General features: G+C 28.2%; 23 protein-coding genes and 1 riboswitch. Of the genes, 20 read left to right on the top strand and 3 right to left on the bottom strand.

Going from position 1 to position 16736, the window contains the following annotated elements; genetic code table 11:
- The 6 genes from ACTTAY_RS06860 to ACTTAY_RS06835 all read left to right on the top strand — a co-directional run.
- A partial coding sequence (locus tag ACTTAY_RS06860) for a riboflavin synthase (RefSeq protein WP_440672872.1) occupies nt 1-604 on the top strand: 604 nt, incomplete at its 5' end.
- A complete protein-coding gene (gene ribB, locus ACTTAY_RS06855) occupies nt 591-1691 on the top strand; it encodes a 3,4-dihydroxy-2-butanone-4-phosphate synthase (protein WP_440672871.1) in 1101 nt (366 codons plus the stop codon). The genes ACTTAY_RS06860 and ribB, both read left to right, overlap by 14 nt.
- Nucleotides 1691-2080 carry a 6,7-dimethyl-8-ribityllumazine synthase gene (ribH, locus tag ACTTAY_RS06850; RefSeq protein ID WP_440672870.1) on the top strand — a complete coding sequence of 130 codons (390 nt, stop codon included), beginning with the start codon at nt 1691-1693 and terminating at the stop codon, nt 2078-2080. The genes ribB and ribH overlap by 1 nt, the downstream gene beginning before the upstream one ends.
- Nucleotides 2077-2478 (top strand): transcription antitermination factor NusB, encoded by a 402-nt coding sequence (locus ACTTAY_RS06845; protein ID WP_440672869.1) that lies wholly within the window; start codon nt 2077-2079, stop codon nt 2476-2478. Before ribH ends, ACTTAY_RS06845 begins: the two co-directional genes overlap by 4 nt.
- Entirely contained in the window at nt 2471-3430 is a 960-nt protein-coding gene (thiL, locus tag ACTTAY_RS06840) for a thiamine-phosphate kinase (RefSeq protein ID WP_440672868.1), read from the top strand. Before ACTTAY_RS06845 ends, thiL begins: the two co-directional genes overlap by 8 nt.
- A 76-nt stretch (nt 3431-3506) precedes the next feature.
- Nucleotides 3507-5612, top strand: a complete 2106-nt coding sequence (locus tag ACTTAY_RS06835; RefSeq protein ID WP_440672867.1) for a sodium-translocating pyrophosphatase — start codon at nt 3507-3509, stop codon at nt 5610-5612.
- On the opposite strand, the gene bamE is transcribed toward ACTTAY_RS06835, so the two are convergent.
- Nucleotides 5599-6081, bottom strand: a complete 483-nt coding sequence (gene bamE / locus ACTTAY_RS06830; RefSeq protein ID WP_440672866.1) for an outer membrane protein assembly factor BamE domain-containing protein — start codon at nt 6079-6081, stop codon at nt 5599-5601. The two genes, ACTTAY_RS06835 and bamE, sit on opposite strands and share 14 nt — an antisense overlap.
- Between bamE and ACTTAY_RS06825 the strand changes: the two genes are divergently transcribed.
- The 6 genes from ACTTAY_RS06825 to ACTTAY_RS06800 are packed head-to-tail and all read left to right on the top strand — an operon-like array spanning nt 6080 to nt 8594.
- Nucleotides 6080-6547 (top strand): ubiquinol-cytochrome C chaperone family protein, encoded by a 468-nt coding sequence (locus ACTTAY_RS06825; protein ID WP_440672865.1) that lies wholly within the window; start codon nt 6080-6082, stop codon nt 6545-6547. The two genes, bamE and ACTTAY_RS06825, sit on opposite strands and share 2 nt — an antisense overlap.
- Before the next feature lie 2 nt (nt 6548-6549).
- Nucleotides 6550-6732, top strand: a complete 183-nt coding sequence (rpmF, locus tag ACTTAY_RS06820) for a 50S ribosomal protein L32 (RefSeq protein WP_440672864.1) — start codon at nt 6550-6552, stop codon at nt 6730-6732.
- Between the two features lie 13 nt (nt 6733-6745).
- Nucleotides 6746-7747, top strand: coding sequence for a phosphate acyltransferase PlsX (gene plsX / locus ACTTAY_RS06815; protein WP_440672863.1), 1002 nt, complete (start codon nt 6746-6748; stop codon nt 7745-7747).
- Nucleotides 7748-8047, top strand: a complete 300-nt coding sequence (locus ACTTAY_RS06810) for an integration host factor subunit alpha (RefSeq protein ID WP_440672862.1) — start codon at nt 7748-7750, stop codon at nt 8045-8047.
- On the top strand, nt 8040-8402 hold the full coding sequence (locus tag ACTTAY_RS06805; RefSeq protein ID WP_440672861.1) for a MerR family transcriptional regulator: 363 nt from the start codon (nt 8040-8042) through the stop codon (nt 8400-8402). The genes ACTTAY_RS06810 and ACTTAY_RS06805 overlap by 8 nt, the downstream gene beginning before the upstream one ends.
- Complete coding sequence (locus ACTTAY_RS06800) at nt 8403-8594, top strand: 50S ribosomal protein L33 (RefSeq protein WP_023853780.1); 192 nt, start codon at nt 8403-8405, stop codon at nt 8592-8594. It abuts the gene before it with no gap.
- Between the two features lies 1 nt (nt 8595).
- Here the strand turns inward: ACTTAY_RS06800 and ACTTAY_RS06795 are convergent, their stop codons facing one another.
- Nucleotides 8596-8886, bottom strand: a complete 291-nt coding sequence (locus ACTTAY_RS06795; protein WP_075506733.1) for a chorismate mutase — start codon at nt 8884-8886, stop codon at nt 8596-8598.
- Between the two features lie 88 nt (nt 8887-8974).
- Between ACTTAY_RS06795 and ACTTAY_RS06790 the strand changes: the two genes are divergently transcribed.
- Nucleotides 8975-9955, top strand: coding sequence for a COX15/CtaA family protein (locus ACTTAY_RS06790; RefSeq protein ID WP_440672860.1), 981 nt, complete (start codon nt 8975-8977; stop codon nt 9953-9955).
- A gap of 27 nt (nt 9956-9982) precedes the next feature.
- On the opposite strand, the gene ACTTAY_RS06785 is transcribed toward ACTTAY_RS06790, so the two are convergent.
- Complete coding sequence (locus ACTTAY_RS06785) at nt 9983-11311, bottom strand: O-acetylhomoserine aminocarboxypropyltransferase/cysteine synthase family protein (protein ID WP_440672859.1); 1329 nt, start codon at nt 11309-11311, stop codon at nt 9983-9985.
- Nucleotides 11312-11313: 2 nt separating this feature from the next.
- A riboswitch (SAM riboswitch) is annotated at nt 11314-11380 on the bottom strand.
- Nucleotides 11381-11521: 141 nt separating this feature from the next.
- Between ACTTAY_RS06785 and rplM the strand changes: the two genes are divergently transcribed.
- The 7 genes from rplM to ACTTAY_RS06750 all read left to right on the top strand — a co-directional run.
- A complete protein-coding gene (gene rplM / locus ACTTAY_RS06780; RefSeq protein WP_440614344.1) occupies nt 11522-11980 on the top strand; it encodes a 50S ribosomal protein L13 in 459 nt (152 codons plus the stop codon).
- Nucleotide 11981: 1 nt separating this feature from the next.
- Nucleotides 11982-12419 (top strand): 30S ribosomal protein S9, encoded by a 438-nt coding sequence (gene rpsI, locus ACTTAY_RS06775; RefSeq protein ID WP_440614345.1) that lies wholly within the window; start codon nt 11982-11984, stop codon nt 12417-12419.
- Between the two features lie 33 nt (nt 12420-12452).
- Nucleotides 12453-13475, top strand: coding sequence for an N-acetyl-gamma-glutamyl-phosphate reductase (gene argC, locus ACTTAY_RS06770; RefSeq protein WP_440672858.1), 1023 nt, complete (start codon nt 12453-12455; stop codon nt 13473-13475).
- Nucleotides 13472-13696, top strand: coding sequence for a hypothetical protein (locus ACTTAY_RS06765; protein WP_440672857.1), 225 nt, complete (start codon nt 13472-13474; stop codon nt 13694-13696). The genes argC and ACTTAY_RS06765 overlap by 4 nt, the downstream gene beginning before the upstream one ends.
- On the top strand, nt 13693-14985 hold the full coding sequence (locus ACTTAY_RS06760; RefSeq protein WP_440672856.1) for a homoserine dehydrogenase: 1293 nt from the start codon (nt 13693-13695) through the stop codon (nt 14983-14985). The genes ACTTAY_RS06765 and ACTTAY_RS06760 overlap by 4 nt, the downstream gene beginning before the upstream one ends.
- Nucleotides 14985-15887: an AEC family transporter gene (locus tag ACTTAY_RS06755; protein ID WP_440672855.1), complete on the top strand. Its 903-nt coding sequence runs from the start codon at nt 14985-14987 to the stop codon at nt 15885-15887. Before ACTTAY_RS06760 ends, ACTTAY_RS06755 begins: the two co-directional genes overlap by 1 nt.
- Nucleotides 15888-15903: 16 nt before the next feature.
- Nucleotides 15904-16736 (top strand): DMT family transporter (locus ACTTAY_RS06750; protein WP_440672854.1); only part of this gene is annotated, 833 nt, incomplete at its 3' end.

Raw genomic sequence — 16736 nt, 5'->3', positions numbered from 1 at the left:
TATAAAAATTATGTTTAACGGAATTATATATAACCAAGGTATTGTTAAAAGAATTGCCAAAAGATCAAAAGGTATCAATATATTTGTTAAAAGTAGCTTAAAGGTTTCATCAAAAGATATGGGATTATCAGTCGCGTGTGATGGGGTATGTCTTACATTAATTTCGTATAAGTCAAAAATAATGGAGTTTTATTTATCTAATGAAACTTTAATTAGGTCCAAATTTAAATTTCTCAAAACAAAAGATGTTTTGAATTTAGAGTTACCTTTGAAATATGGAACTAAAATTTCAGGTCATATTTGCCAAGGTCATGTTGATACTGTTGGAATAATTAATTTTATTAAAAAAATAGATAAATCTTATCTTTTTGATTTTGAAATACCAAAAAAGGAGAGAAAACACCTAATAGAGAAGGCGTCAATATGTGTAAATGGTATCTCTCTTACAATTTCAAAAATTACAAAAAAAGGTTTTCAAATTTGGATTATTCCACATACATATAAAGAAACTAATTTATCTACTTTAAAAAAATTTAGTTTGGTAAATATTGAGATTGATATCTTGTCTAAATATGTAAGAAATTATTTTAATGACAAAAAATAATTTTGCATCAATCGAAACTATTATCAGTATTGCCAGAAAAGGTGGGATGTTCATATTGGTTGATGATGAAAAAAGAGAAAATGAAGGCGATTTAGTAATATCGACAACAGATACTAATTCAAAAAACATAAATTTTATGGCCAAGTATGGCAGAGGTTTAATTTGTTTAGCTCTCGATAGTGTTCAGGCTAAAAAATTAAACCTTTCATTGATGTCACCAATTAATCAATCAAGAAATAAAACTGCATTTACAATATCTATTGAAGCAAAAAAAGGAATTACAACAGGAATTTCAGCAAAGGATAGAGCAAAAACAATTAAAATTGCTTCAAAGAAAAATGCTAACAAAAATGAAATTGTATCTCCAGGTCATGTGTTTCCAATAATAGCAAAAGACGGAGGTGTACTTGTTAGAGCAGGGCATACAGAAGCTTCAGTTGATATCTCAAAATTGGCAAAAAAAAATAATTCAGCTGTTATTTGTGAAATAATGAATGAAGATGGAACAATGGCCAAAGGTAAGGATTTATTTAATTTTGCAAATAAGCATAAACTTAAAATAGGAAAGATTGAAGATTTGATTGCTTATAGACTTAAAAAAGAAAAATTAATTAAATTAAAAAAACAAAGCTCAATAATTGTAAAAGATCAAAAGTATAATATTCGAATTTATGAAAATTTAATTGATGGTGCAGAACATTTTGCTCTAATTAAAGGAAAAATAAAAAAGGGTATTACCCCAAGGGTAAGAGTGATCTCTTCAAATGTAGTTCAAAATTATTTAATTAATCAACAATTACCAAATTCATTTAACAAAACTTTGAATTATTTTAAAAAATATAACAATTGTGTATTAATCTTTATTAAAGACTCTAATTTAAAATCTGTAACACAAACTCTAAAAGATTATAAAAATAAAGATTTTTATAAAAAGGGTAATGATAAATTAATAAGAAATTACGGAATTGGAGCTCAAATTATAAAAGATTTGAAAATTAAAAATATGATATTAATCACAAAATCTCCAAAAAAAGTTATTGGTTTAGATGGTTATGGTATAAAAATTACTAAACAAGAATTGATATAATGAAGAAAAAAATTTTGATTGTTATAGCTGATTATTACAAAGACATTACAGATGGATTACTTAACAGCGCTTTAAAATTAATCTCAAAAAAAAATAATATTAAAGTTATTAACGTTCCTGGAGCTTTTGAAATACCAGTAACTATTTCAAAAAACATAAATAAGTATGATGCTTTTTTAGCATTAGGTTGTGTTATAAAAGGTCAAACTCCTCACTTTGATTTTATTTCCCAAGCTGCAACCAATGGTATAATGGAATTATCAATCTCTAGCAAAAAACCAATTGGAAATGGAATAATTACTTGTTTGAATATGTCTCAAGCTAAAGCGAGAAAAAAAAAGGGTGCGGAAGCAGCTGAAGCAGTAATTTCTGTTTTATCTCAAAAATGAGAACACATTTTAATCCAAAAAATAATCCTAGGGTTATAATAATTCAAAAACTCTATGGTAAATTTTATAATGAAGATAATGAATTACAGTTTCCAAAACACAGATTTAAAAAATTTATTAAAGATATTGTATTAGGAACTATCGAAAGAAATGATTTAATTATAGATGAATTAAAAAATAAATTAGGTGAAGAATTTAATTTTGAAAATTTAGATAAGGTTTTTCAAATTATTTTAAAAGCTGCTACATATGAATTAATGTATAAACCTAATTTATCCTTAAACATTATTATTAAAGAGTATTTAAATTCATCAAATTATTTCTTAGAAAATTCACAAACTAAGTATCTAAATGCTTTACTTGATAATGTTGGAAAAAAATTAAGAACAAATGCATGAATTTGAATTAATAAATAATTATTTCTCTAATATTTCTAAAAAAAATAAAGCAGCTTTAAATTTAAACGATGATGTTTTTTTTGATAAAAAAAAAGGATTAGTTATTTCAGTAGACACATACAATATAGGTACACATTTTATAGATTTTAAAAGACCAGATTTAGTTATTAAAAAGATTTTAAGATCTTCAATTTCTGATTTAATCTGCAAAGGAGTTAACCCAAAATATTATTTTATTGCTGGATCAGGTAACAAAAAAAACTTCACAAAAAATAATCTTAAAAAAATATCTAATTCATTAAAGGAAGAGCAAAAAAAATATGATTTATTATTAGGAGGTGGGGATACAACTTTTTCTAATAAACTTAGCTTTACAATAACTTCAGTTGGATATTCAAAAAAAATAATCTACAGAAATCAATCTAATGTAAATAATGATATATATGTTACAGGAAATTTAGGTGATAGTTTTATTGGACTTCAAGTTTTAAAAAATAAAATAAATTTGAATAAATCTAAAACTAAGTATTTTATAAATAAATATTATATGCCTGATGTCCAAAATAAGTTTTCTAAAAATTTACTTTCTCTAGCAACTAGTTCTATGGATATATCTGATGGTTTAATCACAGACTTGAATAAATTAATAAACAAGCAAAATGTTTCCTATAAAATTTATGAAAAGTTTATTCCTGTATCAAGAAATCTTACCAACCTTATGAATAGTAAGAATTTAAAAAAAATTGATCTAGTTTCCAATGGAGATGATTATCAAATTTTGTTTACTGCTAAACCAAACAAAGCCAGAATCATAAAAAAATTAAGTAAATCTCTTGGTGTAAAAATTTCTAAAATAGGAACTATTTTATCTGGTAAAAACAAGTCTTTAATTTTAGATAAAAAAGGCAGAGAAATCGCCAATAATACAGGTGGTTATATCCACCAATTTTAAAGTTAATTATTGTCTTTTTTGACTTTTTTTGTATTGTCCGGGCTTAAAAAATTAACAACCAACAACTAAGGGTTATATGAGCACAACTGTCGAAACAATTTTATTATACACAATTGGAGCTGGTTTTTTATCCATTGTTTATGGATTTTTAACTGGAAAAAACATTTTAAATTCAAGTGCAGGAAATGCAAAAATGCAAGATATTGCATCAGCTATTCAAATCGGAGCAAAAGCTTATCTAGCTAGACAATACAAAACAATTGCAATTGTTGGTGCAGCTGTTCTTGTAATTGTTAGTATTGCATTTAGTCCATTAGTTGGTCTTGGTTATTTAATAGGTGCAGCATTATCTGGTATTGCAGGATATGTTGGCATGTTAGTTTCTGTAGAAGCTAATGTTAGAACTGCTGAAGCTTCAAGAAAAGGTCTAGCCCAAGGTCTTTCAGTGGCTTTTAAATCTGGTGCTGTTACTGGTATGTTGGTTGCTGGTTTAGCTTTACTAGCAATAGCAGTTTATTATTTTTTATTACTTAAATACGAAGTTGATGAGCGAGAGATTGTAAATGCTCTTGTTGCCTTAGGTTTTGGTGCGTCCTTAATTTCAATTTTTGCAAGACTAGGTGGAGGTATTTTCACTAAGGGTGCAGATGTTGGGGCTGACCTAGTTGGTAAAGTTGAAGCTGGCATTCCTGAGGACGATCCTAGAAACCCAGCTGTAATTGCAGATAACGTTGGAGATAATGTTGGTGACTGTGCAGGTATGGCAGCTGATTTATTTGAAACATATGCGGTTACAATTGTTGCTACCATGGTTTTATCATCAATTTTCTTCGTGGGTGATCTCAATATGATGATTTATCCTCTAACAATTGGTGGAGCTTGTTTATTGACATCTATTTTGGGCACATTCTTTGTTAAACTTGGAAAAGACAACAATGTAATGAATGCATTATACAAGGGGTTTATTGTATCTGCAGTTGCATCGCTAGTTATTCTTTGGCCTGTAACAGATCATGTTATTGGTTTCACAAATGAATACAATGTTAATGGAAATACGTTTAATGGAATGGATTTATACTATTGTGGTGTGATAGGATTAGTTATTACTGGTTTGTTAATCTGGATTACAGAATATTATACAGGTACAAGTTATAGACCTGTTAAATCAGTAGCTTTATCATCAACGACTGGTCACGGAACTAACGTTATTCAAGGTTTGGCTGTATCAATGGAAGCAACAGCAATTCCAGCATTAATAATTGTTGCTGGTATTTTGATCACAAACTCTATCGCTGGCTTATTTGGCATTGCAATCGCTGTTACAACAATGTTAGCATTAGCTGGAATGGTTGTGGCGTTAGATGCTTATGGACCAGTTACTGATAATGCTGGAGGAATAGCTGAAATGTCCAACTTGGATAAAAAAGTTAGAAAAACTACTGATGCTCTAGATGCTGTTGGAAACACTACTAAAGCTGTTACAAAAGGATATGCGATTGGTTCTGCTGGTTTAGGCGCACTAGTTTTATTTGCTGCTTACACTGAAGATATCAAACATTTTTCTAAAGAAGCAGGCTCTGCTCTTGAAGGTATCGTTGTAACTTTTGATTTATCTAATCCGTATGTTGTGGTTGGTTTATTAATTGGTGGAATGTTGCCTTACTTATTTGGATCTATGGGAATGCAAGCTGTTGGAAGAGCAGGTGGTGCTGTTGTAGTAGAAGTTAGAAGACAGTTTAAAAAATTTCCAGGTATCATGAAAAGAAAACAAAAACCTGATTATGCAAAATTAGTTGACTTGTTGACTGTTGCTGCGATTAAAGAAATGATAATTCCATCATTATTACCAGTACTATCACCAGTAGTTTTATATTTTATAATTCTATCTATAGGCGGTCAGGTTGCAGCATTAGCTGCAGTTGGCGCTATGCTTTTAGGAGTTATTATTACTGGACTTTTTGTGGCTGTCTCTATGACTGCTGGAGGTGGTGCATGGGATAATGCTAAGAAATATATTGAAGATGGAAATCATGGTGGAAAAGGTTCAGAAGCTCACAAAGCTGCTGTAACAGGTGACACTGTAGGAGACCCATATAAAGATACAGCAGGTCCTGCTGTTAATCCAATGATTAAGATTACAAATATTGTAGCTTTATTGTTATTAGCTGTTATCGCTGGCTAATTTCTTTACGTTTTTTGGCCCTCACACCAAGAGGGTCATTAACCTTTTGCCTCATACTTGATAGCAATTCATAAATAAATGAATCCGTTCTATATGTAGTGTCTGTTGTTGCACCAGTTATCGTTAATTTATTCATGTCATTTTGATTAAAAAATTCTTTTTTCTTTAATATTCCATATTTGTCAATTTCTAATACTAAAACGTTATTTTTATAAATTTTCATTCTGCCTAAATTTTTTAATATGGTTTGTGTTTGTTTCCTCTCTATATATATCCAAATATCATTATTAAATTTACTTTTTGTAGAAGGTGTGCCTAATAATTTAATTATATCGTTTCTATTTGTTTTATTAACAAATAAATTCTCATTTTTTTTATCTAATAATGGTACTCCATGATGTTTTACAACAGGTTTTAAAGAGCAATTTGAAAGTATTAAAAATAAAAAAAATATATATAATTTATTCATGAGCAATGAGTATATACATATTTACAATAAATTGATTAATTTCACTAGAAATAAAGATTTATATAAGGATTTAAATAGAGAAGATAGTTTTTCTGATCGATTGACTTTATTTTTAATGCATTTTTCATTTTTTTTGAAAAATTATAAAAATGAAGAAAATAAAAAAGTTTTACAAGAAATTTATGATTTCAACTTTAGACAATTAGAATTAAGCATTAGAGAAATAGGATATGGAGACCAATCTATAAACAAAAAAATGAAAGATTATATCAATTTGTTTCATTCTATGGTTTCTGAGATTCATTTTTGGGATGATTTATCAAAATCAGATAAAATTGAAAAATTATCAATATTTTTAGAAGATTTTAATAATATTGATGATTTGCTTGATTATTTTGATGAATTTAACTTAGATTTGTCAAAAAAAACTTTGAATTATTATTTAAAAAGTGTAAGTAACCCATAATTATGGCTGTACCAAAACGAAAACAAACCCCTTCCAGAACTGGAATGAGGAGAGCACAAACAATGAAATTTGCAACTAAGAATATAGTTGAGGATAAAAAATCAGGTGAATACAGGCTTTCTCATCATCTAGATTTAAAAACTGGTATGTATAAGGGTAGACAAGTTTTAGACCCAAAAGAATAGTATAATAATCTAAATGTCCGAAAAAATTAAAATTGCAGTTGATGCAATGGGAGGTGATGGTTCACCGAGAAAAGTTATAGATGGTATTGTTTACAACCATCAATCAAATAAAAACATTTTTTACAAAATATTTGGAGATAAAAATAAAATTTTTCCATTAATTGAAAATAAAATTAATAAAGAGTTCTATGAAATTTTTCATACAGAGAATGCAATTAAAAGTACGGACAGTCCTTTAGAAGGTGCAAAAAGAGGAAAAGACACAAGTATGTGGCTTGCTATTCAAAGTGTTAAAGAAAAGCATGCTGATATAGTTATATCTGCTGGTAATACTGGCGCTTTATTAGTTGTATCAAAATTGAATCTTAAAATGATTGAAAATATAGATAAACCAGCTCTATCTGCGTTGTGGCCAAATAAAAAAGGCATGAGCGTTGTATTAGATCTTGGGGCTAATATTGAATGCAGTGCAAAAAATCTAAGTGATTTTTCTTCGATGGGAGCTGCACTTTATAACTCGTTATATCCAAATGAAATGGCCAATGTTGCTTTATTGAATATTGGTTCAGAAGAACTAAAGGGCAATGAAGTAATAAAAGAAACATATCAAGTTCTTAATGATAAAAAATCTGAAAATTTTAATTTTTCTGGTTACATTGAAGGTAATCACATAATGGATGGTGAAGTTGATGTAATTGTATCTGATGGATTCACTGGAAATGTCGCATTAAAAACAGCTGAAGGGACAGCAAATTTTATTACAAGTGAATTAAAAAAAGCAATGACTGGAAATTGGATAGGAAAACTATCTTCTCTTCTAAACATTTCAAATTTAAAAAAATTTAAAAAAAGATTAGATCCAAGACTGTACAATGGTGCAATTTTTATAGGATTAGACTCTCCAGTAGTAAAAAGTCATGGTGGTACCGACTACGTTGGCTTTGCTAACTCATTAGATGTTTGTCATAGAATTGTTAAAGGTAATTTGATAGAAAAGATTAAACAGAATCTTTAAATGAGAATAAATTTAACTAAAAAAGATTTAGTTAATTTAGTGTATATGCAACTAGGTTTTTCTAAACAGATTTCAGAAAATTTAATTGATGATTTTTTATCAACAATTGTTTCCAACATTAAATATGAGAAAAAGCTAAAATTATCTAAATTTGGAACTTTTTCTATTAGACAAAAAAAAAGTAGAATTGGTAGAAACCCAAAAACTAAGGAAACTAAAGTAATAACTAGTAGGGATGTTGTTTTATTTAAACCTTCAAAAGAATTTAAAGAGTTTATAAATCTTAAAGATTATGGATAAAGCTGATCAGGCTTATAAAACTATTGGTGAAGTTGCTAAAATTTTAGACTTAAAAGTCAATAAGAGAGGTTCTTTACCAACTCACATAATAAGATTTTGGGAAACACAGTTTAAACAAATCAAGCCAAAAATTCTTAATTCTAATAGAAGATATTATGATGAAAAAAATATAGATCTTCTTAAGAAGATTAAATATTTGCTTAAAGATCAAGGAATGACAATTAATGGAGTTAAAAAGATCCTTGATAATGAAGATACTTTAAAGCTTGACGAAATGGCAGATAAATCTATAAAAGCTGAAAAATTAAAAAATAAGTTAACTAAAATATCAAAAATTTTAAAAACATTAAAATAGATGGCAAAAAAAACACACGTAAAAGTTAGAATGGTGCCTGAAGCTAAACCAGATAGTCCTTACTTTTATTATGTAAAAAAACCTGCAGGTGGAGAAAAAGCTAAAGTAAAATTATCTGCAAAAAAATACAATCCTGACACTAGAAAACACGAAATGTTTGTGGAGAAAAAGCTTCCACCACATAGTAAATAAATTATTTTTTTTTAAAATTTCTTCTTTCGTAATCAATATAAGACCAAATCATATTTTTCCAAATACGATTAGTTATTTTTGGATCTATGCCTTGTTTTAAGGATTTTGCTTTAATTTTTTTTAAAATAAAATTAATTCTTTTCTTATCTACGATTTCTTTTTTAAATTCTTTAAGCTTTAAAACTTCCTCAACTAGCTTTGTTCTATATTTTATAAGTGATAACAGTTTATTATCTAATTTATCTAGCTTAACTCTTATTAAATCTAGTTTTTTTTTATTATTTGGCGACATTTAATTTATTGGAATACTTAATAATTATTATATTTATCTGAGCATGTACAGTGAGAATAATCATTTAAATAATCAACTTAAATTGTGGATGCTAACATTATTAGTTTTAGTTTCTTTAATAATATTAGTTGGAGGCTTGACTAGATTAACTGACTCTGGCTTATCAATTACTACTTGGGAATTATTTGTTGGTTTTTTTCCTCCTTTTACAAATGAAAAATGGTTGGAATATTTTAGTTTATATAAAACAATTCCTGAATACAGCCAACAAAACTTCAATATGACTCTTGATGAATTCAAAGTAATATTCTGGTGGGAGTGGGGACACAGGCAGTTAGGGAGAATAATTGGTTTAACCGTATTACTCCCAATGGTTTATTTTTCAGTAAAACAAGGAGTTTGGATTATAAAAAAATATGGACTTATTTTTTTACTGGTTTGTTTTCAAGGATTTTTAGGTTGGTACATGGTATCTAGTGGATTAGTTGAAAGAATTGATGTTAGTCATTATAGACTAGCAATACATTTAGTAACAGCTTTTATCATTTTATCAATTGTATATTGGCAATTTTTAAAGTTATCTTCTTCTTCAAATCAAACAGTTTCTATTAATCTTTTTTTATTAAAAATTTTTTTAGTTTTATTATTTTTGCAACTAATTATAGGCGCTTTTGTATCTGGTATGGATGCTGGTAAAATTTATAACACATGGCCATTAATGGGTGTTAATTATTTTCCTGATGATAGTAGTTTTAAAGAGTTTTTGAATTTAAAAGTTTTTGATAATCCCTCTATTGTTCAATTTATACATAGAAATTTAGCATACTTAATTATAGTCATTTATGCCCTAATCCTCTTTAAAGTAATTAATACTGGAAACAAAAAATTATACAAACCTATTACTTTAATTGGTTTGACTTTGGCATTTCAAATTTTACTTGGAGTGATAACTATTTTATCTGGAGTAAAAATGTTATTTGCATCTTTACACCAGATAAATTCTATTTTGATAATACTTTCAACTTTGTATTTTATATTTATCTCAAAATATAAAAGACAAATTACTTAATTTCTATTTGTAGACATATAAATAAAATTAACTAACTGCTTTTAAATTACCTTTTGATGATTTGTTTAAAGCTTGATCTAAATCATCAATGATATCATCAATATGTTCTAAACCAATACAAAGTCTAACATATCCTGGCGTTACACCTGAAGCAGCTAATTCATCATCATTTAATTGACTGTGAGTAGTTGTTGCTGGGTGTATTGCTAAACTTCTAGCATCACCTATATTTGCAACGTGATAAAACATTTTTAAAGCCTCAATGAACTTTTTACCAGCTTCGATACCACCAGCTAATTCAATACCAACTAAAGCACCATTACCATTTTTCAGATATTTTTTTGCTCGACTTGATATCTCTTCATTATGTTCAGTGGAATAAATTACTCTCTCAACAGCTTTATGATTTTTTAAGTACTCTACAACTTTTGTAGCATTATCACAGTGTTGTTTCATTCTTAAAGCAACTGTTTCAAGTCCTTGTATAACACCAAATGCATTATCTGGAGAAAGTGCTGATCCTAAATCTCTTAACAAGGTAACTCTTGCTCTTACTGCAAAAGCAACATTTGCACCTGTTAATTCAGGCACAGCTTTACCCCAAACAACACCTCCATAACTTGCATCAGGTTCATTAAATAGTGGCTGTCTTTTTGGATCTGCTGTCCAATCAAAATTTCCACCATCTACTAGTGCACCTCCAACTACTGTTCCATGACCTGCTATATATTTTGTTAAAGAATAAACAACCACAGCAGCACCATGTTCAATTGGTTTACAAATTACAGGGGCAGCAGTGTTATCTAAGATTAATGGAATGTTATATTTTCTACCAATATCTGAAACTTCTTTAATTGGAAAAACTCTTAAATATGGGTTTGGTAATGTTTCTCCATAAAAAGCTCTAGTTTTATCGTCTATTGCTTTTTCAAAGTTTTTTGGATCAGACGGATCTGCATACCTTACTTCTATACCAAGCTTACTTAAAGTGTGTGTAAACAACGAAACTGTTCCGCCATAAAGATCTGTTGAACTAACAATATTATCTCCAGCTTGAGCAACGTTTAATATTGCAAAAGTAGAAGCGGTTTGTCCAGATGCTACAGTTAAACTTGCAAGACCACCTTCAAGCGCAGCGATTCTCTTTTCCAACACATCGTTAGTTGGATTCATTATTCGTGTATAGATGTTTCCAAACTCTTTTAACGCAAATAAATTAGCTGCATGTTCAGTGTTATTAAATTTATACGAGGTTGTTCTATAAATTGGAACTGCTACTGAATTTGTAGCTGGATCACTTCTGTAGTCTCCACCATGTATCGCAATAGTTTCTGGATTATTTCTTTTTGTACTCATTTTTACTCCTTTTTTAGTGCTTTTGCTTTATGCTAGGCGCACAATACAGTTCAAATGCCTACCGATTATAATTTTATGAAAATTCCATTTTAGCAGTTTTACGCCCGCAATAGGATCAAATCGGCAAGTGATAAATAGCATATTAGTTATGTTTTACAAGCTAAATATAAAATTGACTTTGAATAATTTAATAGTATTAATCCTCGCACAATGACAAAATTCACAAAAAAAGATCAAGTTACATCATCTTGGTACGAGATAGACGCAAAAAATGCAGTTGTTGGAAGATTAGCGACTGTTGTATCTAATATTATTAGAGGTAAAAATAAGACTACTTATACACCTCACATGGATGATGGAGATTTTGTTGTAGTAAAAAATATCGAACAAGCAAAATTTACTGGTAAGAAGTTTCAAAACAAAAAGTACTATAGACACACAGGACATCCTGGTGGAATTAAAGTTACCACACCAGAAAAACTTCATGAAAAAAAACCTGGAGAAACTTTAAAGCTAGCAGTTAAAAGAATGTTGCCAGGTGGTGTTTTGGGGAGAAAACAATTAACAAAATTAAAAATTTATTCTGGAAGTGAACATCCTCATGCTGCACAAAATCCAAAAGTTATAGAATTAGACAAACTAAACAATAAAAACATAGCAAGAAATTAATATGGAAAACGTACAATCAAATACAAAAACTCCAAAATTAAAGTTAGATTTTAAAGATAGTAAGTACGCGACAGGTAGAAGAAAAACTTCAATAGCTAAAGTTTGGTTAAAAAAAGGTTCTGGTAAAATTTATGTAAATGGTAAATTATATAATGAATATTTTGCTGATGAAATTCACAAAATGCAAATTACAAGACCTTTTGAAATTATAAATCAAGCTACAGATTATGATGTTAGATGTAGCGTAAAAGGTGGTGGACCTACAGGTCAAGCTGGAGCAATGGTTCATGGTATTTCTAAAGCTTTGGTTCTCTTTGATGAAAATTTAAAAACAACATTGAAAACTGAAAAGCTCACAACCAGAGACTCTAGAGCTGTTGAGAGAAAAAAACCTGGTAGAAGAAAAGCTAGAAGAAGCTTCCAGTTTTCTAAAAGATAATTTTTTTTACAATTTAAACTGCTATAATAAAAAATGCCTAAGCTTAATGCATTAGTTGCCGGATCTACAGGATATATTGGTGTTCAATTAATCAAGTTATTAATTAATCACAAATATATTAATATTAAATATCTATGTGGAAATTCGTCTGTTGGAAAAAATATTTCTTATTATGATAAATCTTTGTCAAAAAAAAAATTACCTAAAATCGTAAAATTTAATCCTAAATTGTTAAACGGTATTGATGTTGTCTTTACAGCTCTACCAAATGGTGAAGCTCAAGATATAGCAAAAAAACTTAATGATAATGTTACTTTAATTGATTTAGCAGCAGATTTTAGATTAAAAAAAGCTAATGATTATTTAAGATGGTACAAACAAAAACATCGAGCTCCAAAATTACAGAAGAAAAGCATTTATTGTTTACCCGAAATAAATCGTGATGAATTAAAAAATCACAATATAATTTCATGTCCAGGATGTTATCCAACATCAATATTATTACCTCTTGTTCCGTTAATTAAAAAAAAATTAGTTAAATTAGACAATATAATTATTGATTCAAAATCTGGATATTCTGGTGCCGGTAGAGGAGTTCATAAAAAATATAAAGATAAGAATTTATACGAGTCTTTAAGTGCTTATGGTGTTGGTTTTCATAGACATAATTCTGAAATTCATCAATTTTTAAGCAAATTTACAAATAAAAATTTTCAATTTAGTTTTACTCCACATTTATCACCAATGTTTAGAGGTATATTAAGTACAATTTATTTAGATTTGGAAAAAAATGTTAATCAATCAAAAATCATCAAAACACTTGAGAAGTCTTATACGGGAGAAAATTTTGTTAAAATATTAGACTCTGATAAACTCTTGAGCACAAATGATGTTATCAACACAAATAATTGCTTTATCACAGTGTGTAAATCAAAATATAAAAACAAAATAATCATTATTTCTGCAATAGATAATTTAATCAAAGGTGGAGCAGGTCAGGCTGTTCAAAATTTAAATAATAAATTTAATTTTCCCGAAAGAACTGCTTTAAAATGAAATATTTTTTAATCATTTTTCTAATTTTTTTATGTAATTGCTCTTTAAATAAAGATTCTCAGTATTGGACAGAACATCCTGCTGAAAATAAAAAAAATCAAAAAAAAATAACTGAAATACTTAAAAAGTCAGACGATATAACAAAAATGACATTGGAAGAATATGAGATTTATATAGATCACTATACTAAAAAAAGTAAATATCCAGATATAAGCAAATGAATAATATAGTGAATGTTGCAGTTGTTGGACTTGGTCAAGTTGGCAATTATTTATTTAATGAATTAATTGTTAAAAAAAAAGATATTGAACTTAAAACAGGCAAAAGAGTTAAGATAGTAGCTATTTCTGCAAAAAATATAAATAAAAAAAGAAAATATAAAATTAATAGAAAAATTTTTTATAAAAACCCTTTTGAAATTTTTAAAAAAGAAAAAGTTGATATATTATTTGAAGTAATTGGGCAATCTGATGGGGTTTCTAAAAAATTAGTTGAAACTGCTTTAAAGAATAAAATTCATGTAATTACTCCAAATAAAGCTTTAATTTCAAAACATGGAAACAATTTAGCAAAACTAGCTGAAAAAAATAATGTCAATTTAGAATTCGAAGCATCTGTTGCTGGTGGGATACCAATATTGAGATCTATTAAAGAAGGATTAGCTACTAATAAATTATCTAAAGTTTATGGAATTTTAAATGGTACTTCAAATTATATATTATCAGAGATGGAAAATTCTGAGCAAAATTTTGTAGATGTTTTGAAAAAAGCTCAATTGCTTGGTTATGCAGAACCAGGTAATCCTAAATTAGATTTAAATGGTTTTGATGCATTTGCAAAAGTAAGAATTTTATCAGCTTTAGCTTTTAATAGTAAAATATCTAATAAAAAATGTTTAATGGAAGGAATAGAAAAAATTGATTTAAAAGATATTAAAATTGCAAATCAATTAGATTTAAGAATTAAACTACTGGGTATCTCTGAACTCAAAAATAACCAACTTTTTGAAACTGTTCACCCATGTCTTGTAAGTAAAAAATCGTATATTGGTAATGTAAATGGAGTAATGAATGCTGTGATCCTTAATGGCAAACCAGTCGGAGAAAGTGTATTACAAGGGGAGGGTGCTGGACCAGGTCCTACTTCATCATCTTTATTATCTGACTTATTATCTATTTTAAGAGGAAACATCAAAAAGCCATTTGGTGTAAGTGTAAATAAGCTAAAAACTTTAAAAACTTACAACGTAAATAATTATGTTAATTCTTTATATTTAAGATTTGAAGTTAAGGATAAACCAGGCGTTTTATCTCAAATAACCAATCGTTTAGCTAAATATAAAATTTCTGTCAAAAGATTAATTCAAACTCCAGATAAAAAAAATAATAAAGCTACAATCGTAATAGTTACTCATAAAACTACAGAATTAAATTGTAATAGCTGTTTATCTATATTTAGCAAAAATAAGAATATCTTAAAATCACCTACGTTAATTAGATTGCTTGATTAATGGAAATATATTTCAAACTTATTGAAGTATTATTTCCTGTATTTTTTGTTGTTGGGATTGGATATTATCTTGGTAATAAAAAACCAGATTTTGATAATTCCTTTATAACTACTTTTGCCTCAAATGTTGGTACACCTGCAATGGTTATATATTCTATTACTTCTACAGGTATAACATTTGAACAATATACCAGTTATTTTATTTATTATTTAATTGCTATTGCTGGTTTTGGTTTAACAGGCATAATTATTTTATATCTATTAAAAACTAAAGATATCATTAGAGAAATTCCAGTATTTCTTCTTCCTAATAATGGAAATATGGGTATTCCTATTTGTCTTTTTGCTTATGGTTCACAAGGTTTAGGAATAGCTGCATCAATATCCTCGCTTATAATTTTACTTCACTTTACATTAGGAGTGTTTTTAGCCGACAGAAAATTTGACTTTAATATTTTAATTAAGAATCCACCTTTTTACGCAATCATATTTTCAGTTACTTTTATTTATTTTGACTTCGAGATGCCCAAGGCAATTATTAATCTAACTGAATTGTTAACATATACAGCAATTGTTTTAATATTAATGTCGTTAGGAATTGCATTAACAAAATTAAAAGTTTTTTCTTTCACTAATTCAATAATTGCCTCTATTGGAAGAGTAATCATTGGACCCATAATTGGTTTTTTAATTATAATTTTTTTCGATCTTTCTGGATTTGGTGCAGGTGTAATTTTAATTCAATCTGCTATGCCAAGCGCTATTTTAAATTATTTAATTGGATCAATGTATTCACCAAAGAAAATAGTCGATAACATTGCTAGCACAATTGTTGTTTCTACATTAATGTCATTTATTACAGTTCCAATAGTTGTATTCTTTGCTTTAAAATACTTCTATTAAGATATATCTTTCAGTTGTGAAGGCTATAATTTTAAATGCATCTGCTTGGATGATTGTCCCTGTTATGGATGCGTTTGCTAAATATTTAAGCTCATCAATGGATGTTTTGCAAATAACATGGGCTAGATATTTTTTTACCGTAGTTTTTACTTTGTCTTTAATGCTTATATTTTATAGACAATCATTAGTTTGGACAAAAAAACCAGCTCTTCAACTAATAAGAGGTTTGATATTTGTTTTTTCTACGTATTTATTCTTTTATGCGATTTCTGAAATTTCACTCCCTAAAGCTTTAACATTAGCATTTGTAGCACCGATTTGTGTCACAGCTTTATCTCCATTTTTTTTAAATGAGAAAGTAGGGGTAAAAAGATGGACCGCTGTATCATTAGGATTTATTGGCACTTTGATTGTTATTAGACCTGGATTTATTGAGCTCAATTTAGCTACTTTAGCTGCTTTAGGTAATGGAATTTGTTATGGATTTTACCTTATTATAACTAGAAAACTTAGCACTTCAGATAACCCTCTTTTAACGCTTTTGCTTTCAGGTTTAATAGGAACAGTCATTATTAGCTTATTTATGCCTTCTGTATGGGTAAATCCTACTACAAATCATTGGATTTTAATGGCTTTAATCGGCCTTATAGCCTCTGTAGCCCATCTTTTCTTGATTTTATCACTCAAATATGCTGATGCCTCAAAATTAGCTCCTTTAGGTTATACAGAAATCATAACAAACATATTAATTAGTTATTATTTCTTTCATGAATTACCAGATAATTGGACTTATTTAGGTCTTTTTATAATTGTCTTAAGTGGTCTCTATATAACCAGAAGAGAATATAT

The sequence above is a fragment of the Candidatus Pelagibacter sp. HIMB1715 genome (assembly GCF_052047595.1).
Taxonomy (GTDB): Bacteria; Pseudomonadota; Alphaproteobacteria; order Pelagibacterales; family Pelagibacteraceae; genus Pelagibacter.
The sequence above is the reverse complement of the archived record's forward strand: the minus strand, read 5'-3'. Positions and strand labels throughout refer to the sequence as shown.